General features: G+C 60.6%; 18 protein-coding genes and 1 pseudogene. 11 read left to right on the top strand and 8 right to left on the bottom strand.

Annotated elements, in window-relative coordinates; all coding sequences use genetic code 11:
• The 10 genes and pseudogenes from FFR93_RS29475 to FFR93_RS29430 form a co-directional block, all read left to right on the top strand.
• On the top strand, positions 1 to 501 hold a 501-nt coding region (locus FFR93_RS29475; RefSeq protein ID WP_138395752.1), incomplete at its 5' end, for a GGDEF domain-containing protein.
• A 133-nt stretch (positions 502 to 634) separates the two neighbouring features.
• Positions 635 to 1666, top strand: a complete 1032-nt coding sequence (locus FFR93_RS29470; RefSeq protein WP_138395751.1) for a LacI family DNA-binding transcriptional regulator — start codon at positions 635 to 637, stop codon at positions 1664 to 1666.
• A gap of 275 nt (positions 1667 to 1941) precedes the next feature.
• Positions 1942 to 2955 (top strand): SIS domain-containing protein, encoded by a 1014-nt coding sequence (locus tag FFR93_RS29465; RefSeq protein WP_138395750.1) that lies wholly within the window; start codon positions 1942 to 1944, stop codon positions 2953 to 2955.
• A 121-nt stretch (positions 2956 to 3076) separates the two neighbouring features.
• Entirely contained in the window at positions 3077 to 4417 is a 1341-nt protein-coding gene (locus FFR93_RS29460) for an extracellular solute-binding protein (RefSeq protein ID WP_138395749.1), read from the top strand.
• A gap of 2 nt (positions 4418 to 4419) precedes the next feature.
• Positions 4420 to 5385, top strand: coding sequence for a sugar ABC transporter permease (locus FFR93_RS29455; protein WP_138395748.1), 966 nt, complete (start codon positions 4420 to 4422; stop codon positions 5383 to 5385).
• Positions 5382 to 6242, top strand: coding sequence for a carbohydrate ABC transporter permease (locus tag FFR93_RS29450; protein WP_138395747.1), 861 nt, complete (start codon positions 5382 to 5384; stop codon positions 6240 to 6242). Before FFR93_RS29455 ends, FFR93_RS29450 begins: the two co-directional genes overlap by 4 nt.
• A gap of 19 nt (positions 6243 to 6261) precedes the next feature.
• Entirely contained in the window at positions 6262 to 7116 is an 855-nt protein-coding gene (locus FFR93_RS29445) for a sugar phosphate isomerase/epimerase family protein (RefSeq protein ID WP_246661373.1), read from the top strand.
• The gene (locus FFR93_RS29440; RefSeq protein ID WP_138395745.1) at positions 7116 to 7970 is read left to right on the top strand and encodes a PfkB family carbohydrate kinase; all 855 of its coding nucleotides are present in this window, start codon (positions 7116 to 7118) and stop codon (positions 7968 to 7970) included. The genes FFR93_RS29445 and FFR93_RS29440 overlap by 1 nt, the downstream gene beginning before the upstream one ends.
• Before the next feature lie 4 nt (positions 7971 to 7974).
• Positions 7975 to 9381: an FAD-binding oxidoreductase gene (locus tag FFR93_RS29435; RefSeq protein ID WP_138395744.1), complete on the top strand. Its 1407-nt coding sequence runs from the start codon at positions 7975 to 7977 to the stop codon at positions 9379 to 9381.
• Between the two features lie 124 nt (positions 9382 to 9505).
• Positions 9506 to 10243: pseudogene (locus FFR93_RS29430) on the top strand (GGDEF domain-containing protein); the annotation flags it as partial.
• A 59-nt stretch (positions 10244 to 10302) separates the two neighbouring features.
• On the opposite strand, the gene FFR93_RS29425 reads toward FFR93_RS29430, so the two are convergent.
• Entirely contained in the window at positions 10303 to 14757 is a 4455-nt protein-coding gene (locus tag FFR93_RS29425; protein WP_138395742.1) for a hypothetical protein, read from the bottom strand.
• 439 nt (positions 14758 to 15196) lie between these two features.
• Here FFR93_RS29425 and FFR93_RS29420 point away from each other — a divergent pair, with 439 nt between their 5' ends.
• The gene (locus tag FFR93_RS29420) at positions 15197 to 16870 is read left to right on the top strand and encodes an RNA-directed DNA polymerase (protein ID WP_138395741.1); all 1674 of its coding nucleotides are present in this window, start codon (positions 15197 to 15199) and stop codon (positions 16868 to 16870) included.
• 183 nt (positions 16871 to 17053) lie between these two features.
• Here the strand turns inward: FFR93_RS29420 and FFR93_RS29415 are convergent, their stop codons facing one another.
• The 7 genes from FFR93_RS29415 to FFR93_RS29385 form a co-directional block, all read right to left on the bottom strand.
• Positions 17054 to 17863, bottom strand: a complete 810-nt coding sequence (locus FFR93_RS29415; protein ID WP_138395740.1) for an ABC transporter ATP-binding protein — start codon at positions 17861 to 17863, stop codon at positions 17054 to 17056.
• Positions 17860 to 18849, bottom strand: coding sequence for an ABC transporter ATP-binding protein (locus tag FFR93_RS29410; RefSeq protein WP_138395739.1), 990 nt, complete (start codon positions 18847 to 18849; stop codon positions 17860 to 17862). The genes FFR93_RS29415 and FFR93_RS29410 overlap by 4 nt, the downstream gene beginning before the upstream one ends.
• 1 nt (position 18850) lies before the next feature.
• Positions 18851 to 19708 carry an ABC transporter permease gene (locus FFR93_RS29405; protein ID WP_064707247.1) on the bottom strand — a complete coding sequence of 286 codons (858 nt, stop codon included), beginning with the start codon at positions 19706 to 19708 and terminating at the stop codon, positions 18851 to 18853.
• Positions 19709 to 19711: 3 nt separating this feature from the next.
• Positions 19712 to 20716: an ABC transporter permease gene (locus tag FFR93_RS29400; protein WP_064707246.1), complete on the bottom strand. Its 1005-nt coding sequence runs from the start codon at positions 20714 to 20716 to the stop codon at positions 19712 to 19714.
• Positions 20717 to 20834: 118 nt separating this feature from the next.
• Complete coding sequence (locus FFR93_RS29395; RefSeq protein WP_138395738.1) at positions 20835 to 22739, bottom strand: ABC transporter substrate-binding protein; 1905 nt, start codon at positions 22737 to 22739, stop codon at positions 20835 to 20837.
• A gap of 21 nt (positions 22740 to 22760) precedes the next feature.
• Entirely contained in the window at positions 22761 to 22952 is a 192-nt protein-coding gene (locus FFR93_RS29390; protein ID WP_138395737.1) for a hypothetical protein, read from the bottom strand.
• Complete coding sequence (locus tag FFR93_RS29385) at positions 22953 to 24461, bottom strand: alpha-N-arabinofuranosidase (RefSeq protein WP_138395736.1); 1509 nt, start codon at positions 24459 to 24461, stop codon at positions 22953 to 22955.
• Between the last annotated feature and the right edge of the window lie 41 nt (positions 24462 to 24502).

Below are 24502 nucleotides of genomic sequence, written 5' to 3'. Positions count from 1 at the left end.
GACCAGGCGATCAAGGCCTCCTACACCGACGAACTCACCGGCGTCGCCAACCGCCGCTTCGTCATGGCGCGCGTCGAAGACATGCTGGCTTCAGTCCGGCATGGCAGCAGCGGCTGCCTCGCCGTCTTCGACATCGACAATTTCAAACGCATCAACGACCGGCTCGGCCACCACGCCGGCGATCTCGTGCTGCGCGATTTCGCCCACCGCATCCACCAGAACGTCCGCCGCAACGATTGTTTCGGCCGCGTCGGCGGCGAAGAATTCCTCCTCGTCATGCCGGCCACCGGCCCGGAAGACGCGCTTGCCATGGTCGAGCGCATGCTGACGGTGATCCGCTTCTCCCGACCGCTGCCGGACTCGCCCGACTTCAGCTACACCTGTTCCGCCGGCATCGCCGGGTGTTTGCCGACGGACAGTGCGTCCGAGCTTTACCGGCGTGCGGATCAGGCGCTTTATGACGCAAAGATGAGCGGGCGGGATAGGGTGCGGGCGGCTTAGGAGAGATACCGAGGTCCGGCCGCGCGGGTCGGGCCGCACCCATTCAAACGCCGCTCTTGAATTGGTCGGGCGTCCTCTGCTAGGCGTCATCCTGGCTTGAAGGCCGGACAAGATCCAGCGGGGACCGAGGGAAGTGGCGCCAAAGGCAGTGACGCTGATAGACGTTGCGCGCGCCGCGAACGTGTCGCGCGCGACCGCCGCCCGCGCATTGAACGGTTACGGCTATGTCGGCGGAGACGCGGCAGAGCGTGTGCTGGCAGCGGCTGATCGGCTCGGCTATCGCAGCAATCGCGTGGCGCAAGCTCTGCGGCGGGGGCAGCTGCCGCTCATCGGCTTCATGCCGGGCGATATCCAGAATCCGTTTTTTGCCCGGATCGCCCATGATGTCGATGTCGATCTGCGCGCCTTTCGGCACAACCTGCTGATCGCCAGCAGCGAAGAAGATCCGGAGCAGGAGGTGGAACTGCTGGAAAGCCTGAGGTCCCTCAACGTGCGCGGCTTCATCGTCGCGCCGACCTCGGCCGACAACAAGGAGCACCTGGTTCGGCTGGTCCGGGACGGAACGCCCCTCGTCCTCATCGACCGCGCCTTGCCGCAGGTTGCCTGTGACAGCGTCACCGTCGACAATGAGGGCGGCGCCCGCGAGGCCGTCAGCTACCTGATCGCCAACGGCCATCGCCGCATCGGCCTCATCCAGGACGATTCCCGCATCACGACCGCTCGCGGCCGTCTCGCCGGCTACATCCAGGCGCTGCAGAGCCATGGCATCGAGGTGGACGAATCGCTGATCATCGTCTCGCGATCGACCGTGGAATATGCGATCGATGCCACCATCCGGCTGTTCAGCCGGCCGTCGCGCCCGACAGCGGTCTTCACCGTCGACAGCCTGATGACGCAAGGGGCGCTTCTCGGGCTGCGCTCGATGGGCCTTGCCGTGCCGCATGCCGTTTCCCTGGTCGGCTTCGACGACTTCAACCTCGCCACTTTCACCGACCCGCAGATCACCGTCGTGGCGCAGCCGATCGCGCAGATCGGGCCGCTTGCGGTGAAGCTGCTGATGCAGCGGATCAACGGCAGCCGGGAGCCGCCGCACAGGGAGGAGTTCCCGACGCGCCTGGTCGTGCGCGGCTCCGTCTCCCGGCCGTCCCGCACGCCGGGACGCTGATCTGCTCGCGCCTCTCCTGGTCTGTCCGAGACAGGCTCTTTCCAGCGTCAGGTGAAATTTCTGCAAAAAGTGGCTTGCCATGCCGGCCGGAGCATGCATTAATCCGCGTGTGAGATCGGTCTCTCATCATTCCCGAGGAGCGACCGGTCTTTCTTTTGATCGCCGTGTGAGATCGATATCACATTTTGAAATTGGCGACTGCATGCCGCGCGCCGCAGTCCGCCGCCTGAAGTGGGGACGTGTGCGTGCTTTCTACTGACAGACAAGGGACCCGAATGTTGAACTTTGACCAAGCCCGCTTCCTGAAGATCCAGACGGGCGCCGTTGCGATTGCAGACTGGATCCGCCCGCTGATGCGCGAACTGCTCGATGCGGGGATCGAGCGGCTTTACTTCATGGGCACCGGCGGCGTGCAGCTCCTGACCCTTCCCGCGATCGAGCTCGCCGCCCGCCATACGACCTTTCCGGTCTCGGCCTGCTTCCCGGCCCAGGTGATCCTCGATCCGCCGGCCGGGCTCAACGAAAAGGCGCTGGTGGTGATGCCGTCATTGTCGGGCACGACCAAGGAGAGCGTCGCGCTTCTGCCTTTCCTCAGGGAACGCGGCGTGCGCCTGTTGACGCTCACCGGCCATGCCGACACGCCGCTCGCGCAGCAGGCCGATCATACCTATACCAACTTCGCCGAAGACGACACGTCGTCGGAGTCCTTCTACCTGCAGACCATGATCATCGTCCTGGCGCTCTTGGCCGAAACAGGCAGGATCGCGAATTTCGACGCGATCGTTTCCGAGCTGAAGAGGCTGCCGGGGCTGCTCGCAGAGGCCAAGGCGGCCTATGAAGACGAGGCGGCGAAGCTCGCCCAGTCCATCAAGGACGAGCCATACCATATCTTCACCGGCGCCGGCTCGGTCTGGCCGGAGGCGCATTATTACGGAATGTGCATCCTGGAAGAAATGCAGTGGATCCGCACGCGGCCCGTTCATGCCGCCGATTTCTTCCACGGCACGCTGGAACTGGTCGAGCCGGGCGTCAGCGTGTTCCTGTTCAAGGGCGAGGATGCGCTGCGGCCGCTCGGCGAGCGGGTCGAGCGCTTCGTCCATCGCTACACCGACAAGGTCTGGATCCTCGATTCCGCATCCGTCGCCCTTCCCGGCATTTCGCCGCAGGTCCGCAGTCTGATCTCGCCGGTGGTCCTCGCCACCCTGCTGGAGCGGCTGAGCGCCCATCTCGAAGTGCTGCGCCAGCACCCGCTGACCACTCGCCGCTACTACAAGCGGGTCGAGTATTGATGCATGCCGCGAGCCTCTTCGCCGCAGCGGCGAAAGAGGCTCGCCGCTTCTGACCGGCGGATGGCGGACGGTAGGACACCGCGATTTGCCGCACGATCAACAAGCAAAAGGGGAATGAAACATGCAACGGTCCATCCACTCCACTGCTGCGATGATTGCGGCAGTATCGGTCATCTCGATTTCCTGGGGAGCCTTCCCGGCAACAGCCTCTGCGGCCGGCGATGCGCCGGTTGCCGATCCGGCCGCCAAGGTCGACTACAGCGGCAAGCTGACGATCCTGACCAAGTTCGGCCTGCAGCTGCTTTCCCCCTATTTCGTCAATGTCGCCAAGGCCTATGAGGCGCAGCATCCCGGCGTGAAGATCGAGCTCATCCAGGAGAATGACGACAGCATCAAGGGCAAGACCAAGACCCTGGTCGCCTCGAACTCGCTGCCGGACATCTATTTCTCCTGGACGGGGACCTGGGGCGAGAACTTCATCCGCGGCAATCGCGCCGTCGATCTGTCCAAGGTCATCGGGCCGGAAACCGAATGGGGCAAGACGCTGAGCCCGGCGGCGGTGAAGGCCTTTTCGTATAACGGCAAATATTTCGGTGTGCCGCTTTATCTCGATGCGAAATTCATGGGCTACAACAAGAAGATGTTCGCCGATCTCGGCATCGAGCCGCCGAAGGATTTCGACGCCCTGTTGAAGGCGTGCGATGCGCTGAAGGGTTCGGGCGTCGTTCCGATCGCGATCGGCAACAAGGAATCCTGGCCGCTCGTCCATTATCTCGGGCAATTGCTGGCCTATAACGTGCCGACTGAGACGCTGGAGCGCGATTTCAACCCGAAAACGGCGACCTTCGATCATCCCGGCTATATCGCGGCGCTCGGGCAGTACCGCTCGCTTCAGGAGCGCTGCGCCGGCGGCGCCCAGGTCAACGGCCTCTCCTACCAGACCGCACTCCAGTCGATGAGCGACAGGAAGGCGGCCATGTACTACCAGGAGATCATCGAGTTCGATCAGGCCGCGACCAAGGAAACGGCCCTGAAGCCGGAGGAGTTCGGCTTTTTCAAGCTGCCGGCTCCGAGCGATGCCAAGGGCTCGGTCACGGCGCTCGAAGGCGCGCCCGAGGGTTACATGGTCAATGCCAAGGCGAAGAACGTTCCCCTGGCGATCGACTTCCTGAAATTCCTCACCAGCCAGGAAAACGGCAGGACGCTGTCGGCGCCGCCCTATGGCCAGCCGAGCGCCGTGATCGGCGGCGCGGATAAGACCAGGATCAATCCCAATGTCGCCGAAGGCATGGAAGAGATCGCCAAGGCAAGCTATCTCATGCCGTGGCTCGACACGGTCAACCATCCGCGTGTCGCCGCTGCCTGGCTTTCCGGCCTGCAGGCCTTCGCCGGCGGCTCCATGTCGGCGGAAGATCTTCTCGCCTCCGTTCGCAAAGCCGCCGCGGCTGCCGCCAGGCAATGACGATGGCGAGCGTGACGTCAACCCCGATAAGGAACGGTGCCGCCCTGCGCGGCGCCGTCTCCAACCGCAGGAGATGGCTGCGGCACGGCCTGCTGCAGCAGCTGGCGGCGTTGCGCTGGGGCATCGTGGCGCTGATCATCGTCGGCTGGTTCGTCTATTATCCGATCGTCGACAACCTGTTTGTCAGCACGACCACCCAGGACATCTTCACCGGCGAGGTCGATTATGTCGGGCTCGACAATTATCGCCGGCTGCTGGACGATCCGGTCGTCTGGCGGGCGCTGACCAATAACGGCCTCTATGCCGTGCTCTCCGTCATCTTCCAGGTCTTCGCCGCCTTCGTGCTTGCCGCGATCATCGAGGGGCTGAGGAGCCGCGCCTGGCGGAATTTCTGGCGGGCCGTCTATTTCATTCCCTCGGCAATCTCCACCACGGTCACCGGCCTGCTCTTCTATTTCATCTACCAGCCCGATATCGGCCTTCTCGACGCCCTGCTGCATCTGCTCGGGCTGCAGAACCTGTCTTACACCTGGCTGGGTGACGAGCGCACGGCGATCTACGCGATCATCGCGATGAGCCAGTGGCAGGGCTTCGGCTATTCCACACTGCTCTTCACCATCGCCATCCAGAAGATCCCGCGCGAACTCTACGATGCCGCCACTGTCGATGGGGCCGGACCGCTCCGCCAGCTTTTCTGCATCACCTTTCCGCTCACCCGCGAAATGACCGGCATGATGATCATCGTCACCATTGCCGGCGCCTTCCAGGTGTTCAACGAAGTCATGGTGATGACCGGCGGCGGGCCGAACAATTCGAGCCAGGTGCTGGGGACATGGCTCTACGAGCAGGGCTTCAACCAGAACGACATGGGCTATGCGGCCGCAATCGGCGTCGTCATCTTCCTCGCCACGTTGACGACAGGCCTGCTCCAGCTCTGGTACACCAAGCGGCGGAGGGTGGAGGCATGAGCGCGGTGGTCATTCCTGCGGGCGCTTCGCTGCGCAATCCCTGGCTGGTCATCGGCAAGGGCGTCCTCATGGCGCTGCTGGTGGCGGCGGGCATTCTCGTCGTCTACCCGCTGATCTGGATGGCGCTCGGCGGCTTCAAGTCGAACAGCCAGATCTTCAGCGATCCCTTCGCGCTTCCCGACCGCTGGTCCTTCGACAATTACGTCGCGGCCTGGAACCAGGGTGTGCGCAATTTCCTGTTCTCGAGCCTGCTGGTGACGGTCGTATCGACCATCACCACGGTCTTCATCAGTGCCTGGACCGCCTATGGCCTGACCCGGACGCAGATGTTCGGCAAGCCTGTCATCGTCGGTTTCGTGCTCGGCGGCATGATGCTCAGCCCGACGGTCGCGCTGGTGCCGCTCGTGCAGATGATGCAGAGCCTTGGCCTCTACAACACGCATTGGGCGCTGATCATCCTTTACACGGCCTTCCGCGTGCCCTTCACCACCTTCCTGATCCGCGCCTATATGCTCGACCTGCCGCGCGATCTGGACGAGGCGGCCATGATCGATGGCGCCAGCGAGGGGCAGATCTTCCGCAAGATCATGCTGCCGCTCTGCCGGTCGATCATCGTCTCCTGCATCATCCTGCACATCCTGTTTGCCTGGAACGAATATATCTTCGCGATGATCTTCACCAACCAGATCGACGTGCAGACCCTGCCGGTCGGCCTGACCTCGCTGATGGCCAAGCATGGCACCAATTTCGCCGAGGTCTTCGCCGCCATGACCATCTCGGCGCTGCCCATCGTCGTCATCTTCTTCTTCACCCAGCGTTATTTCATCCGCGGCCTCACCGAAGGCATCGGCAAATGATTTCATGAGGAAACCGGAAGTGCCAAAACTCTCGGCCAGGCAGCTGATCGGCGCCAATTTCAGCTTTCAGCACTATCCCTTCGAAAAGGTCGCGGAAATCATCCGCGGCTTCGGCTTCGCCGAAATCGAGCTCTGGGGGATCGCCCCCCATCTCGACCTCTTCCATGCCGATGCGGCCCGCATTGCCCGGGTGCGAGGCATCCTTGCCGACAATGGCCTCTCCACATGGTGTTTCACGCCCGAGCAGGTCATCTATCCGATCAACATAGCCTCCGGTGACAGGCAGTTCAGGCAGGACAGCATCGACCGCTTCCGCCACGCGGCGGAGATCTGCGCCGAGCTTGGTGGACGCTACCTGTTCCTGACAACCGGCCGCGGCTTTGAAAGCGCGCCCCGAGAGCGGGCCTGGGACGATGCGGCCGACGCGCTGCGGCAGATCGCAGCTCACGCTGCCGCCTGCGGCATCCGCTGCCTGCTGGAACCGCTGCAGCGAGTCGAGACGAATATCGTGACCAATGCCGCCGAGCTCTCGCGCATGCTTTCCGATGTCGGATCGCCTGTCATCGACGTGGTCCTGGATACCGTCGGCATGGCGACGGCAGGCGATACTGTCGAAGATTACCTCCGACTCTTCGGCGAGCGTCTCGCCCATGTGCAGCTGGTCGACGGCAACCCGGCAGGCCATCTTGCCTGGGGCGACGGCAAGCTGCCGCTGGGCAGCTATCTGCAGCAGCTCGCGGATGCCGGATACCGCGGCAAGCTCACCTTTGAGCCCTTCGGCAACGGCTCCTATGCTCTTGACCCCGTCACGACCTGGAGCCGCTGCCTTGAGGGGATCGCGCCTTATCTCCAGCAGGCAGGGGAGGTCGCGTGATGGCGGCGATGAGGCTGATTGCGGTTGGCGACAACTGCCTGGACGTTTACCTCAGCAAGAACAGCATGGCTGTCGGCGGCAATGCGCTTAATGTGGCGGTGCAATGGCATCGGCAAGGCTGCGATGCCCGCTATTTCGGCGTTGTCGGCAGGGATGCCGAGGGCGACGTGATCGCCACAGCGATCGAAGCCGTCGGTCTGCCTGGGGCGGACCTGGAGCGGCGGGACGGCCCCACCGCCGTTACCCTGCTCCTGGAGCAGGATGGCGACCGCAGGTTCCTGCTTGAAGATCTTGGGGTCGGGCGCAATTACGTTCCGTCTCCGGAGCGCTACGCGGCACTCAGGCGGGCCGATTGGGTTCACCTCGGCACCAATTCCAGCGCCGAGCTCGTCGAGCGGCTGATCGAGGACCGCATTCGCTTCAGCATTGACGTCTCGACGGCCCACCAGTCACTGGCTCTCAAGGGCGTGCCGCTGGTCTTCGCATCCGGGCCGGATGAGCCGCATGTGCCGGTCGAGCCCGTCATCGGAGCCTTGAGGGATCGTGGCGCTGCGAGGATCGTCCTGACCTGCGGCCCGCGCGGCGCCTTCTTTGACGACGGTGCGGAGCTCGTCCATGTGCCGGCGCAAGCAGTCGATGTCGTCGATACCTGCGGCGCCGGCGACAGTTTCATCGCCACCTTTATTGTCGCGCATCTTCTGAAAGGCATGAATGCCGGGGCAGCCATGCGCCTCGCGACCGATGCGGCCGCCGGGACCTGCCTGCATGAAGGGGGCTTCCCGCAGAGGCTGACTGCCATTCCGCCATGGCTCCTGCGGAAATATGCCGACGAAATCTCTGCCGCGGAGGGCTGACATCATGCGCTACACTTTGAGACCGCCTGTTTTGGCGCGTGGCGCGGACCGCTCCTTCTGGCTCCAGGACGCCGGTGCCGCCCCCGTCACCACGCCGCTCGCGGGCGATCAGGCCGCCGATGTCGCCATTGTCGGCGGCGGCTATACGGGCCTCTGGACGGCGCTGCGCCTGAAGGAGCAGGATCCCGGGCTCAAGATCGTCCTGCTCGAGGCGGATTGCTGCGGGGCAGGGGCCTCCGGCCGCAATGGCGGCCAGGTCCACTCCTGGTTTGCCGAGATTGATCTTCTCGCCGGGGTGGTGGGAGAGACGGAGGCGCTTTCGCTCTGCCGGGCGACCGCCGATGCGATCGACGAGCTGGAGGCCCTGCAGGCAAGCGGCGCGATCGGCATGGATCTCAGGCTGGACGGATGGCTATGGACGGCAAGCGCCAGGGCCCAGGAAGGCGCTTGGCGGCAGGCGCTTGACATGGCGGAGGCTCATGGCGAAGCGCGCTTCACCCCGCTTGATGCCGGCGAGATTGCCCGCCGCACCGGCTCTAGCGCCTCCTACATGGGCATTGCCGAGATGCGGGCAGGAACGGTGCAGCCGGGAAAGCTCGCCGCGGGCCTGCGCCGCCTCGCTCTCGCGCGCCATGTGATCATCCACGAAAAGACGCCCGTCACCGCGATCGAGCCGGGAGCCATCGCCACCCTGCACACGCCGCAGGGCCCCCTTCGCGCCGGCCGGGTCGTGCTGGCGGCGAATGCCTGGCTTGCATCCATTCCCGAGCTCCTGCGCTATATCTATGTGGTCGAAAGCCAGATCGTCGCCACGGAACGAGTGCCGGATTTGCTTCAGCGCCTGGGGTGGACGGGCGGCGAATCGATCTGCGACGCCCAGGCGCATGTGCTCTATTACCAGCGCACGCCGGAGGGGCGGGTCATCTTCGGCCGCGGCAGCGGCAAGATTGCCTACGGCGATCGGATCGGTCCCTCCTTCAACCGCGGCACGGAAAAGGGCGCGGACAACAGGCGCGAGCTGGACCGGGTCTATCCCGAACTGAGAACAGTGAAGATCGAGCACGACTGGTCGGGGCCGATCGACTGCACCGCCGATCACCTGCCGATCTTCGGCCATCTCACCGGCCAGCCCAATATCTTCTTCGGCATCGGCTTCAACGGCACCGGGATAGCCCAGACGCCCGTGGCCGGCCGCATCCTCGCGAGTCTCGTGCTCGGCCGGGATGATCAATGGAGCCGCAGCGGTCTTGTCGGACTTGGCAAGCGCAAGAAGCTGCCGCCGGAGCCGATCCGCTATCTCGGCGCCAGGCTCCTCCGCAAGGCGATCCGCCTGCGCAACGATGCCGAAATCGAGAACCGGCAGGTCAACCCGCTCGTCCGCTACATCTCCGAATTGAAGCCCGGCCGCTGACGCGTGGTATTGCGACCGTCATGCGGCGGCGGCCGAAAAGGAGCACAAGAAACGCGTCGCCAGCGTCGCTTGAGCTCGTAGTGCGACCTTCAAGATGAGTGTTGACCTATTTCATCGAGCCGAGCGGCGCAATTTCCATCTCGGCCGCGGCACCGTCATCCGCACGGAGAATTTCGAGGAGTGGCTGCGCTCGACGCAGTCGCGCCGCGGCAAGATCGGCTATCGCGCCTTCGAGACGGATCTTGCCGACGGCCGCTGGCTTTGGATGACCGAAGCGGTGCAGAAGAACGGCTGGATGCTCTGCATCGCCAGCGATATCACCCGTCTCAGGGCGCATGGCCGCACCGTCCGGCAGGATCGCGACCAGGCGATCAAGGCCTCCTACACCGACGAACTCACCGGCGTCGCCAACCGCCGCTTCGTCATGGCGCGCGTCGAAGACATGCTGGCCGCCGCCCGCCATGGCAGCACGGGCTGCCTCGCCGTCTTCGACATCGACAATTTCAAGCGCATCAACGACCGGCTCGGCCACCACGCCGGCGATCTCGTGCTGCGCGACTTCGCCCACCGCATCCATCAGAATGTCCGCCGTAACGATTGTTTCGGCCGGGTAGGCGGCGAAGAATTCCTCCTCGTCATGCCGGTCACCGGCCCGGAAGACGCGCTTGCCATGGTCGAGCGCATGCTGACGGTGATCCGCTTCTCCCGGCCGCTGCCGGACTCGCCCGACTTCAGCTACACGTGTTCTGCCGGCATCGCCGCTTGTGTGCCGACGGATAGCGCGTCCGAGCTTTACCGGCGGGCGGATCAGGCGCTTTATGACGCGAAGATGAGTGGGCGCGATCGGGTGCGGGCGGCGTAGGGCCTCGGCACATCGTCGGGTGCTCGCTGAGGCAGGAACCGAACAGCATCAAAGGTGTGTCATTTCGCGTTCCCGATGCCCATTATTTCCGGCCACGCCCTGCGAGACGCGATGTTCGGATGTCTTGGGCCCGCGTCGATGCCTCCTTCTTTGTCACGCTCTTCATCAATCTTGTTTAGATATTCAGACGCGAATGCACGCGTTTCCACATCGTCAGATGCCGTGAGGTCAAACAACCCTTCGCGCAGCCGGCGCAAGTCCCGAGGGATCAGTTCAAACTGGTTGGTTGCTTCACCTATCGGTTGGTGGTCATAAAGCAAATACTGCTGAGCGTTCCAACCAGCGCGAGCAATCACGCGCCGGCCGACGATATCACAAGCCAGCTTCAAGAAGGACTCATGGTCACCCCCCGCTAATAGCACCGACGCAACAAATTCCTTGATCCGTTGATTATCAGTGGCATTGAATCGATCGAGAAGTCGTTCTCTTTCCTCTGGCGGTAAAGCCGCGTAAAGCGTTTGTGGATAATCATACGGTGTGCCGCGACTCATCGCGTCTCTTCCGTATTTTCCGGACGCTAACTCCACAAGAAAATCGAGCGTAATTCGCCTTGGATTCTGCATTGCCATGTAGAGTTCATGCTGCGCGGCAAGTTCTGGAAATCGTTGAACGAATCCTCTTAGTAGTTGGATCCGTTCGCCCTCCGGTTTGTGCCGAACTATCGAAAGGATATCCCGGATCCGTATCCATGGAACCTTAATCTTGGTGTCGAGAAAGTCGAGGACCGTCAGCGTATCGTCTGGCTTATCGGAGAACGGCAAAAGTTTAATCCAGTCGATAATGTCCCCGAATTGGTCTTCCGAAATCCATTTGCTTTCAGCGCGCGCATCTAGAGTCTGTTTCAATGCATCCCTGATGACTGATGCCGGGACCATCAAACCCCCGACCAACATTTTGTTGGCGAGGTCGAGTTTGGAGCGGGGGTCGACATCGGCACAAATCAGTTCGACATAGAAGTCCATCCTTTGGCCATGTGGAAGAAGGGCGGCGCACCCTGCAAATTTCAGTGCACGGCGAAGGCCTTCCCCGGTGCCATCCGACTTGGCCCGCTTAGCAGCACGGAGGATAGCTTCGGCCGATACAGTCGATGTACCTCGGTCCCGGGACCGATTTGCCATTGCCCGTTCGAAATCCGGCCATGGGTGGTAGGCTTTCTTGATTCGAGGTTCGTTCCGCTGTTGCCAAATCATCTGAAGGCCTATTGCAGCCTCAACGCCGAATTCAGGATCCTCCAAGTGCGCGGCGAGAACACCTTCGGCCTCCGGTGTTCCCGCCTCCGTTAGCGACAGCCGGTACTCATGTGAGTAGGAGGACCGAATTTCCTGACGAGCCGCGTCATCTCGGCGGTTGTTCCGGAAAACAGCCTTCGCAGTGCTTAATGCTGCCAGGTCGGCATTAAGCATATCAGCAAGAATGCTGACCTGGCTGGGGTGGGCCAATCGTCGCATCACCCGAGCTAGTGCCCCCAGCTCTTGGCGACTTGCTTTTAGGTTCAGCAATTGCCGTCCCCATCCGTTCAGGAGAACGACGGCCCTTTCTCGTTGCTCGGCTGTTATCGGAAGATCTTCCCGATCATGATTGCGGCCGTGAGAGGCGATGACATAGCAGAGATCTGCAACTACTGCCGGCGCACAATCGGCTGAATAGAACTGTAATGCCTCAAAAAGAACGGGCGCGCGCGTGCTCTCGAGTATGTCGTGTAACTTTCTTACGGGGGCATAAGCGACTTCCGTGCGCAGCCCGGCAACACGAAACTCGCGCCAAGCTGCGAGGAGGCTCTCAAGGAGCCGCTTTATAGTTTCAGGGCCGACTAGGAAGGATGCATATTTAGCTGCATCACCGGCAACGTCCCCGTTAAGCAACATCTCGGGTAGGCGGCCAGAGTCGGTAGGAGCTTCTGCTTCAAGATAGCCAAATGGGCGAAATGGCAAATCGAAACCGTTCTCCAAACGCCACCGAAGTGCCGCGGCGACGGCCTCAGGTAACCTTCTGGCTGCTTCGGCCAAAGCATAAGCACCATGATCGCGGAAGGAATATTGGTAGTCCTGGAGAGTAGAAACAATAACTTCCCGTAGCGTAGCATCCGGAGCGAAACGACTAGCACTTAAGAGCCGGTCTTCGGGGCTGCGGGAGGCGGCGAGTTTTTGTTTTCGTCTCTCTAGGTCAGCAAGCAGCCAATCGTCGTGGATCGCATCTAAGTATCCGCGTTCCGCGACCATTTCAGCGAGTTCATCCCCCGACTTTCTAAGTAACTCCTCAATCCTCGTCGTTGCGCCACGGAAAGAAAGTCCAGCGAAAGCCTCGTAGCGTGTTGCGGTGCTCGGCTCCGAAAGAGCCAGCTCAAGTGCAGCATCCATACCGGTGCTGTCGCCATGATAAGCGAGTTCACCGAGTAGCGAAGCTCGGGTCTTGTCCGGAAGCGAGCAATATTTCCGTTTCAACAGATCGCCCAGCACAGATGGATTAAATCTTCGGACAAGCCGTATCGTATGCGATTGCACTTGACCGTCTTGGTTAGCCACTAAGGGCCACACAATGTCGGCGAACTCGGCCTGACCGGTGTCTATCATAAACGCTATGGCGCGATCGACTTGACCATAGGCGTGCCAAGCCCGTGCGAATGACGAGACCGGCCGGCTGACTAGTTCCCACAAGGCTGGACCCGACCTCCTTATGATCGCCGCTGCAAACGACGGATCGATCTTTAAGAGAATTTCAACTACGGCTGCAATCGCACGAACCCCAGTGGCGTCTGAACGGGACATGCGCTCACTGGCGAACAGTACTGTCTCGGCCCAAGCGGCCTCATTCAGAATCTCAATGACAATGGGGTGGTTAAGGCTGAGGTCGGTCTTGCTAGCTCGAAGGGCAACCTCCAGATCAAGCGAGGCGAACCATTCAAGGATTTGCTGATGCTGAAAGCCAAACAATTCCTCGTTCTGAACAAGGGAATGAGCATCGACTAGTTTGCTTAGGACATCCTGCGCATTCGGCGAAGCCGACGTTTCTCCGTCCTCGATTATGATTCTATTGACCGCGGCAACAGCGGCACGCGCCTCCTTCGCAGGAAGCGTTGCCCTTTCCGCTCTCTGTGCCAATGTCGCAAGAGCGGAAAGGTAGCGTCTTTGAAATCCAAAGAGTTCGCGGCTAAACAGGTCTGCGTTAGCTGGTTCAGCTTCGTGCGCGTCAACCATTCGACGCAGCACCTCCTCTTTTGTTTCGGGAAGCTTGCCTGCGTCGGAGATAGCTAAAAGAGAACGTAGATAGAGTGGGATAGAAACGAGCTCGCGAAGACCGCTCGTTCTCCAGGCTGCATCCAGGACGCGAGCGCCCGCGTCGCCCTTCAAGCCCCGAGCGATGTCCGCCTGTTGAGTGTCGGAGAGCGGCAATACGTCCAGGCGCCTACCTTTTAATGGCATCTCCAGCGATTCGCGTCTGCTGCTCATGACAATGTTCAACAAAGGAAAGTCCCTTTGCATTCCGTCCAGCTCCTTGATGAGCCGTCGCCTAGAACTTGCGGGAACCTCATTCCAGCCATCCAGAAAGAGCACCAACTCGCCATGGTGAGCGAGGATCTTCATATGATTGGCATTCAGCCCTTCATATCCATGGCGCCCGATCAACCAACCCCATAGGTCGGAGCCACCCTCGGCCCACTCTCCGAGTGGCACAAAGAGCGGCACAATACCTTCCGCCATCATAAAGCGGGCCGCCTGCAGGAGCGTCGTAGTTTTGCCGGTCCCCGGCCCGGAAATGAGCACGACTTTCTGGAGAGCAAGAATGACCTGCGGAAATCGCGAAATATCCATTGCCTCCACACGATCCCTCTCCGTGAACGCGAGCTCCAGATTTACGGGATGTCGGGGCCATGCCGGCGCCGCCTCGAAGGCCTCGATTTGAGCTAACGCGCCGGTTGCCGTTCGCGCTCTTATCCAATCCAGATCTTGCTCCTCTGGCAGCCCCAATAGCGACCGCAGGCCGCGCAATTCCTCAACTAGATCGTCGCTAGCGTTCAGAACAGCATGCCCGTGACCACCAACGAGCCGGCGGAAAGCTCGCTCCTCGGCTCCACGCTTCCACTCTAATAGAAGCTCGGTGGTGAAATGCTCTTCGTCGTGGTCGATGATGTGGGCGTGATCGGCGCAAAGCCACAATCCGTTTTCGAAAGCGCTTCGTTCCAGAACGGTCTGGCTCGGATCATACCGTGGACCTTCAGGTGCAGCTGCCTTGATATGAGCTGCGATGCCGGTACTGACGTAGCCACTGCCACCCTTCTTTGGCCCGACCGTAGGCCTTTGGCACTCCGGGTTAGAACAAAGGTAACCTACCCGCAGCGCTAACAGCCGCTTTGTGGCCGCCTTGAAATCGTCTCGCCGTCGTATTTGCGCGGAGGGGGCCGCCAGTACATCTGGGTCCTTAGGCGATGCATTGGCGGGCATATCAGCTTTTTCCATGCCGCACTTTTACGCGAGCTATGCGATTATTGCTAGAAACTGTAAGTGTCTCGGCGGGCTCAAGACGAGGTCGCGGTCCTTGCTATCTACCGGAGTGTGACAGAACACGCCCAATTGCCTGATGCCTGACCGATCATTTTATCGATCAGGCGTGGTGCTGCGGCTTGATCGACGTGAACCATTTCCCCACCTCAAGGCGACTACGGCCCTCGGGTCCCACATCAGTGATCCAATAACGTTGCTAGCGTTCGATTTGCCGAAGCGTACTACGGCTTAATCGCCTGTTAAGTGCGCATAACGGATCGATGTCTGATGCTAACACCTGCGGGAGAGGGTGAACGATCGCGCGGGCATAAAGGTTCCGAAATGTACATCCGTCCATTGCCGATGCTTCAGGGCGCAGGTATGTCTGGTTGCAGAACTGCGTTGGGGGGGGACGATGACCGCGAAGACAAAAACACAGCGTTTTAAGCGCCTGCTCTCGCACGGTTTCTTCGCGCCGGAATTGCCGCCGTGTTTTGTTTCCAATGACCTCGCGAAATACCGGAACTTCATATTGAGCGGCATAGAGGGGCTTCCTCTTTATAAGAATAAGCCCGACTTTCATCGATATATTTCAACACCCGCCTGGTTCTATCACCCGCGATTTGGCAAGAACGATCGACGTCACGGAGTGCCAAATCCGATTTCACACCTTCTCCTCTCAAATATCATCGCAAATAACTATATCGATCTCAGACGTCTAGCTAAAAGGTCCCGCATATCAGCATCGTCACCCGTTTTCGACTGGCGTGGCGGCAGGGCGCTCATGCGGCCCTCTGTCGATCTTCGGGACGATTTCCGACTGGATTTATCATCTAGACGTGAAGAGTATGCAGTCGCGGATATCCGAGCATTTTTTCACTCGATCTATACCCACGCTATCCCCTGGGCCATCTACGGAAAACCGTGGTCGAAAGCAAACCGTGACATCAAACATTACGGGAATTTGATCGATCTGCTGTGCCGGAATGCACAGGACGGACAAACTATCGGGCTGCCAGTCGGCCCAGATACATCGAGGCTAATCGCCGAAGTAGTAGCGTCCGCCATCGATGAACGACTTCAGTTGAGTATCCGCATCGGAACCCAAGATGCCTCCCGCTACATCGACGATTACACTATCAGTGCTGTTAATGGAGAATCGGGGGAGGCATTGCTCGCAGCATTGCGATTGGCGGCTACCCACTTCGAGCTCGAACTTAACAGTGATAAGTCGGCCATATTCCCCACCTCAGTACGGCAAAACCTTGGTTGGAAGCAGGCTGTCCGTAGTTTTATTCCCAAAGTTGGATCGAACAACACGGAGTTCCAACGCTTCTTCTACGAAGTCGGCCGCATCTGCGAAAGTCACCCCGATGTTAATGTCGAGAGATATGCACTGGGCAATGCTCGGTCATCCATCGTCAAGGCGGGGGACTGGCGGCAGCTGCAGAGTGCCCTCATAAATGCCTATCGTCGAAACACCAGCCTGATTTCTTTTTTGGTGGAAGTTCTGATCCTGCGGCAAACCGAGTTCATGGACGTCGACACTAAGCTTATCAGCGAGTTCATTGAGAACCGTGTGCCCGTCCTTGCTCAGGCGAATCGCACTGGAGAGGTGATATGGTTGTTGTTCCTCGCGATTAGGCTAGGGCTCGTGCTTACTCAGAAAACCTTGAAGCCACTCTACGCCACAGAAAATTCGATGATCGCACTGCTAGTAGTTTTCGCGTCAGCCCGTGGACTCGTGTCCGGACCGTTGGATCTAAGCGTTTGGAATGGTTCACTCGACTCCGACGGTTTGCGAAGCCCCATGTGGCTATTTGCGTACGAGACGGTGGGTCGCGGCATCAATCCTGCCGCCAGTACGGCGTTCATTGAAGGCGACAAATATTTCAAGCTTCTACACCTGAAGCGAGTACGGTTTCTCGACATCGATAACGGTTACAGCTCCGTTGCCGAAACTCTTCGTCTTCTTAAAGGTGAAAACGCGAGGACAAAACAGGTGAGAGATGACTTCTGGAATGATTTCGTAATTAACCTCTCCGACATAGGTTCAGATGAGGACGAAGACGAGAGTGACGCATACTGAGTTTCCGGCTTCAGTGTTCAGGCGAAACGAGTCGCGATGATCAACACATCCGAGATCCAATCGACCAGTCCTCATCTTAGTGTTTGTTCAGTCCCCGCGCATGTCGGGGCGTCTTTTAAGGAAGACATTGAATTACCAGACGGCAACGTGATCGGGTAACGGGCCGATTGATACCCCTACCACTCATACCGCACCAAACTCCGCCGCCAGCACCGCATCCTTCAGCGCCCGCGAATACGCATGCTGCGGATCATCCAGCACAGCCCGAGCCCGTCCCCTTTCGACAATCTCCCCTTTGCGCATGATGATAATATTGTCGCTGACATAATAAGCCGTCGCCAGATCATGCGTGATGTAGATGATCGAAAGACCGAGTTCGTTTTTCAGCCGGCCGAAGAGGTTGACGATCGCCATGCGCAGCGAGGCGTCGACCATCGAGACCGGTTCGTCGGCCACCAGCAGGCGCGGCTCAGGGATCAGCGCCCGGGCGATGGCGACGCGCTGCAGCTGGCCGCCGGAGAGTTCGTGGGGGAAGCGGCCCTTCACCTCTTCCAGCGTCAGGCCGACGTGATGGAGGGCGGTATCGGCCATCTTCTCCACCTCCCGCCGGTCCGGCCGGTTGCCGGAGGCGGAGAAGTTGCGGGCGGTTTCGAAGAGATAGCGGTCCACCCGCTTCAGCGGGTTGAAGGCCTCGAAGGGGTTCTGCAGCACCGGCTGCACCTCCTTCATGAAGGCCGTGCGTTCGGCCCTGTTGTGGATCGCGACGGTCTTGCCGGCAAATTGCAGCTCGCCTTCCGTCGGTTCCGTCTGGCCGAGGATCATCGCCGCCACCGTCGATTTGCCCGAGCCGGATTCGCCGACGATCGAGAGGATCTCCGGCTCCTCGCCGAGTTCGAAGCTGACATCCTTCACCGCGGTGATCAGCCGCCGGCCGAGCAGGCCGCCCTGGCGGTAGATCTTGGTGACATGCGAGAGGCGAAGCAGAGCACTCAAACCGGATCTCCCGTAACCGCAAAACACGCCACCCGCCGTCCAGGCTCGACGGTGACGAGCGGCGGAACCTTCTGTGAGCAGATGTCCATGCGCTTCGGACAGCGCGGATGAAAGCGGCAGCCCTCCGGCGGCATGGCGAGGTTCGGCGGCCGCCCCTCCAGCGAGGGCCGCGTGGTGGGGTCGCCGATCTTCGGCAGGCTGCCGACGAGGTGTTGCGTATAGGGGTGGAGCGGCATGCTGAAGAGCTTCGGGGTAGGCGCCTCCTCCACCAGCCGGCCGGCATAGACGATGCCGATGCGGTCGGAGACCGTCGCATGCACCCCCATGTCATGGGTGACGAACAGGAAGGACGAGCCCATCTCGCGCTGGATATCTCGGATCATCGAAAGCACGTCGCGCTGCACGATCACGTCGAGCGCCGTCGTCGGTTCGTCGGCAATGATGAACTCAGGCGTCAGGATGGTGGCGAGCGCAATGGTCATGCGCTGGCGCATGCCGCCGGAGAGCTCGTGCGGATAGGCGTCGAGCAGCTGCGGATCGAGCTTCAGCCTTTGCAGGTGGTTGGCGACCTTCTCGAAGAAGATTGATTTGCTCACCTTCACATGTCGAAAGGCGAAATCGGTGAAGGAATGGCGGATCCGGCGCACCGGGTTCAGCACATTCATCGAGCCCTGCATGATGTAGGAGAGGTGGCGCCAGCGCAGCGCCATGCGCTCCTCCGGCGTCATCGCATAAATGTCCTGGGTGCCGCCGCCGAAATGGAATTTGACGCTGCCGGAGACGACCCGGAGCGGCGGCCGGATGGCGCCGGCAATGGTCTTGATCAGCGTCGTCTTGCCGCTGCTCGATTCGCCGGCAACGCCGTAGACCTCGCCGCGGCCAATGGTCAGGCTGATGTCGTCGACGGCGCGCACTTCGCGATCGACCCCGAAAAGAAAGGCGCGGTAATAGGCTTTCAGATTCTCAATTTCGACCAGATTCTCCATGCTAACTTCCCATCCGGTTCAGCCGGCTGCGCGGATCATTATATTCGTTCATCGACATGGAGAGCAGGAAGAGCGCCAGGAAGAGGATGACGATGACGGCGACAGGGGCGGCCACCCACCACCATATGCCTGAAATCAGCGCCGAATGCGCATTGGCCCAGTAGATCATCATGCCCATGGTCGGCGTCTCGATATCGGTGAAGCCGAGCACCGAAAGGGTGATCTCCATGCCGATCGACCAGATCATGTTGTTCATCGTCGTGGCGAAGACGATCGGCAGCACATAGGGCAGGTGCTCCTCCACGAGGATCTTGCGCATCGTCATGCCGGAATAGACGCTCTGGGTGGTAAAGGGTCTGGTCTTCAGGCCGATCGCCACCGAGCGGATCAGGCGGGCGTCATAGGACCAGCCGAGCAGGGCCATGATGACGATCAGCGTCGTCCAGGTCATGCTGTCCTTCAGCACGAAATAGAAAAGGATCAGCAGCGGAAATTGCGGGATCACCATGACACTGTCGTTGATCGCCATCAGCACCCGGTCGACGGCGCCGCCTGCATAACCGGCCACCAGGCCGACGACCAGCGAGATGATGCGCGAGAGAATGGCGACGCCGATGCCGAAATAGAGCGTGTTGCGAAGTCCGGTCGTCAGCTGCCAGAAAACGTCCTGGCCGCGCGATGTCGTGCCCAGCCAGTATTCGCCGTCGGGCGGCATGTCGGGCGGCAGAAGATAGATGTCGCTCGCGCCATAGGGCGAGAAATAGGACAGGATGACCAGCCCGACGATCACGGCAAAGAGCAGCAGGCCGCAGAGGAATTCCATATTGTGGCGTGAGAGGTCGCGGATGATGGTAAACATGGCCTATTCCACCTTGATGCGCGGATCGATCAGCGGGCTCAGCACGTCGATGATGAAGACGGCGGCGGCGACGCCGACGATCGAGAGCGCGCTGAGGCCGAGCACCAGGCTGTAGTCGCCGGCATGCACCGCTTCGATCAGCAGGTTGCCGATGCCGGGATAGCCGAAGACGATTTCGGTGATGACGGTGCCGTTGAAGATGGCGCCCAGCGACATGGCAAGCCCGGTGAATTGCGGCACCATGGCGTTGCGGGCGATATAGGAGCGGAGGATCTTGTTCTTCGGCACTCCGCCGAGCTCGGCGAAGGTGACGTAATCATCGGTGATGATGTTGGAGACGAGCGCCCGCATCCCGATCAGCCAGCTGCCGGCGCCGACAAGGATCAGCGAGAGGGCGGGCAGGATGGAATGTTCGAGGATGTCGAGGACGAGCGCGAAGGAGAGGTCCAGATTGGCGTTCATCTCGTAGCCGCCGGTGATCGGCAGCACCGGCCAGAGATAGCCGAAGACGATGAGAAGCACGAAGGCGAGGATATAATAGGGAATGGGAAGCAGCGCGATGAAGACCAGGCTGACGCCCTTCAGCACCATGTTCTTGCGGTAGTAGCCGGCAAGCGCGCCGATCGCATTGCCGAGCACGAAGGTGATCAGCGTCGACACCGTCATCAGCCCGATCGTCCAGGGTAGCGAGCGCAGGATGATTGTCGAAACGGGTGTCGGGAAGGCCGAGAGCGAGGGGCCGAGATCGCCTGTCGCAAGCCGCAGCCAGAAATTCAGATATTGCTGCCAGATCGAGCCTTCCAGGCCGTAAAGCTCGCGCAGCGACTTGCGCATCAGCTCGATCGCATTGGGGTCGGACTGACCCATCTGGGTGATGGCGCCTATGCTTTCTTCGACCGGGTCGATCGGGGTCAGGTGGGTGACGAAGAAGGTGATCGTCACGCCGAGAAAGACGACGAGCAGAAACTGACCAAACCGCTTCAGCACAAAGATCAGATAGGACGTCATAAGGCGGAGGTTCCTCTCTGTTTTCCTTTCCGGAAAGGATCGACGAGCATGGCAACCGAGGCGCATGCCCGCCGATGAGGGGGCCGGCGCGATGGCTTGCGCGCCGGCGTTGGGAGGGTTATTGCGGCTGAGCCGGCTTCAGCTTGACCATCATCAGCCGCGAATTCGCCCAGTTCGGCACCGGATCCGTATAGGGATCCTTGATCGTCGGATATCCGGTCCAATAGGTCGTATCCATCGAGGTGAAGACGTTATAGGACATCAGCGGGATCGTCGGCATTTCGCGGGCGACCAGCTTCAGATACTCCTTGCCGAGCTCCATCCCCTTCGGATCCTCGGGACCGATGGCGCGGATGCTCTCAATGATCTTGTCGAGCTCCGGATTGGACCAGCGCTGCCAGTTGCGCGGCGGCTGGTTTTCACCCTTCTTCGCCACGAACTGCGAGTGCCAGCTTTCGAGGAAGAAGGAGAGGTCGGGATCGCCGCCCCAGGTCTCGACGCTCCAGGCGATCGCCACCTCGAAATCGCCGGGTTGCAGCGCCGTCTGCCAAAGTTTGGCGGCGGGCACGGCTTTGGCGTCGATGCCGAATGCAGCCCATTGCTGCGCGATCAGGGTGCCGGCCCGGGTGAAGACGGAGCGCGTATCGCCCTCGACAGTCATACGGATCCTGAACGGCTGGCCGTCGGGCGTCATCCACTTGCCGCCGGTTTTCTTGAAGCCGGCCTTCTCGAGCAGCTCGGTCGCCGCCTGCGGATCCGGTTTCCACCAGCCATAGCCGAAGGCATCGCTGATCGCCTGCGGGTCGGTCGGGATCTGATCCTTGAACTTCGGCTGCTTGCGCAGGATATCGGCAATCTGTTGCCCGATTGTAGGATCATATGGCTTGATCTTGCGCTTGCCGGTATCGATCTCGAAGTCCTTCAGCCAATCCTGCATCGGCGCCTGATAGTCCTTCATCGTGGCCGCCGTCGGCGGCACGCCGAGCGCCGAGAGTGTCGCAGCGCCACGATAGCTCGCCATGTCGACTGCCTTGATGTCGATCAGCAGTGCCAGCGCCCAGCGCACATCGGCCTTGTCGAAGGGCGGATTCTGGGTGTTGAAGATCACGGCCGGCAGTGTCGGATCCGGATGGGCGAAGGGGAAGCCCGGGAACCAGGTTTCGACCGTCTTGGATTTCTCCTTGAGGGTGAACATGCCCTCTGGCGTATTGTCGTGAATGATATCGAGATTGTGCTCGAGCTGAGCGATGGTGCGTTTATCCGGCGGGCCGGGATCGACATAGGTCACATATTTCGGGCCCGGTTCGCCAAAGCGGGCAAGCGAGGTCCGCTGCCAGTCCTCACGCTTTTCCCAGGTATACCACTGGCCCTGGGGATCGTAGGACTTGAGCTTGTAGGCGCCGAGCGAGACCGGATTGGCGAAATCGTAGCGGAGCGGATCCTCCACCTTCTCGAAGACATGCTTGGGCATGATCCAGGCGCCGTTCCAGCGCACCGTGAAGATCGCATGGAAACGCGAATTCGGCTTCTTCAGCTTGAACACCACGGTCTGGGGATCGGTCGCCTCGACGCTTGCCACCTGCACGGTGAAGGCCGCACTCCAGACCATGCCGGGGTGTTCCATCTGCGTCTTGACGGTATAGACCACGTCATCGGCCGTGAATTCCACGCCGTCGCTCCAGTAGAGCCCCTTGCGCAGCTTCACGGTCATTTCGGTGAAGTCGGCATTATATTGCGGCTTGTCGGCGGCGAGCGAATTATCCCAGGCTGCGCCGCCAAGCCCCTGTTCCGGGTCGATATACCAGAGCGTATCCATGGTCAGCTGCTGCAGGCCGGTGGAAACACCGCCGCCGCCATTGACCCAGATGTTGAACCAGCCGGGATTCTTGATCGTCCCTTCCGGATTTTCAACGATGAGCGTCTCCTTGCGCGGCAAGGAGGTGTATTCCTGGGCTCCGGCCACTGCGGTCAGGCCGATGGTGGCCAGCACGAAGCCGAATGCAAACCTCTTCCACTTTTGCATGAACTCCTCCCTTGAAAGCGATCATGCCGCGGCCGCTGGGGCACGCAGGGGCATGTCGCGGTTGCCGGTTCGCAGAAGCCTGGGAACGTCCAGGTCTTCGGCGAACCATTCCTCCAGCCCGCCTGCCTCCTCGCAGCCGAGCCGAACATCCCAGAGCATGATGCCGAAAAGTTTCAGCGATTTTCGGAAGACATCATGCTCTAACCATCTCATTCACACCGACAGCCGGATGACGTTATAGGACAGCGGCTTCAGCGTCGCCCGCACCCGTCCGTCTTCGACCCTTGCGCTCTCGACCTTGGCGGGCACGACCGTTTCCGGCCGCCGCGCCGTGTTGACGGCTTCGAGATCGCCATGGCTCATTTCCACCTGTTCGATCAGGCGGGCGCCGCCGAAGCCTTCCAGCCGCACGTCGAGATCGAGCGCCGTATCCGGATGGCGGTTGACGGCAAAGAAGGTCAGGCTCCTGCCATCCTCGGAATGCACCGCCGAGACGTCGAGATAGGGAACCTCGTTCTCCTCGTCGCTGTCATAGGTCGGGCCGTCGACGACGAGCTGCAGCGCGGTGCCGCGGCCATATCTGGAGGCGTAGTAGAAGGGATAATAGATCGTCTGGCGCCAGGCCGCGCCGCCGTCCTCGGTCATGATAGGGGCGATGACGTTGACGAGCTGGGCGATGCAGGCGATGCGCACCCGGTCGGAGCGGCGGATGAAGGTGTTCAAGATACCGCCGACCTGCAGCACGTCCTCGAAATTATAGATGTCCTCGAGCAGATGCGGCGCATCCGGCCATTCGTCACGCGCCAGGATCTCCTTGTCCTGCTGGTTGGAATGATACCAGACGTTCCACTCGTCGAAGGAAATGCCGATCGTCTTCTTCGAGCGCTTCTTCGCCTTGATGTAATCGATCACCCCGCCGATCGTGGTGATGTAGCGATCGAGCTTGGTCGCCCGGGCGAGATAGTTCAGCGTGTTCTTCTCGCGGTTGGCGAAATACATATGCAGCGAGATGTAGTCGGCGCTGTCATAGCACTGGTCGAGAACCTCGGCCTCCCATTGAGGATAGGTCTTCATGTCGGAATTGGACGAGCCGCAGACGACGAGCTCGAGCGACTTGTCGAAGCCGCGCATGGCTTTCGCCGTCTCGTCCGCCAGCCGGCCATATTCATAGGCCGATTTGTGGCCGACCTGCCAGGGGCCGTCCATCTCGTTGCCGAGGCACCAGAGTTTCACATCATGCGGATTGGACCAGCCGTGCTTGCGGCGCAGGTCCGACCAGTAGGTGCCGCCGGGATGATTGCAATATTCGAGGAAATTGCGGGCGGCATCGAGGCCGCGCGATCCCAGATTGACCGCAAGCATCGGCTTGGTGTTGGCCTTCTTGCACCAGTCGACGAATTCGTTGACGCCGACCTGGTTGGCTTCGCGGGTGCGCCAGGCAAGGTCGAGGCGAACCGGGCGCTCGGAGCGCGGGCCGACACCGTCTTCCCAATTATAGGCCGAGACGAAATTGCCGCCGGGATAACGGCAGTAGGGCGTGTCGAGCTCGCGCACCAGCTCGAGCACGTCGCGGCGGAAGCCGTCTTCATCGGCTGTGGGATGTCCGGGCTCGTAGATGCCGCCGTAGATCGCTCTGCCGAGATGCTCTAGAAACGAGCTGTAGAGCCTGGCGTCAATGGTCGCGATGCGAAAATCGCGGTGGGCAACGACATTCGTCTTCAACGGATCCTCCCCGTTTATGTATCAGGAATTTTGTTTTCTTG

Origin of the sequence: Rhizobium sp. MHM7A (assembly GCF_005862215.1) — a bacterium.
GTDB classification, from domain to species: Bacteria; Pseudomonadota; Alphaproteobacteria; order Rhizobiales; family Rhizobiaceae; genus Rhizobium; species Rhizobium bangladeshense.
The sequence above is the reverse complement of the archived record's forward strand: the minus strand, read 5'-3'. Positions and strand labels throughout refer to the sequence as shown.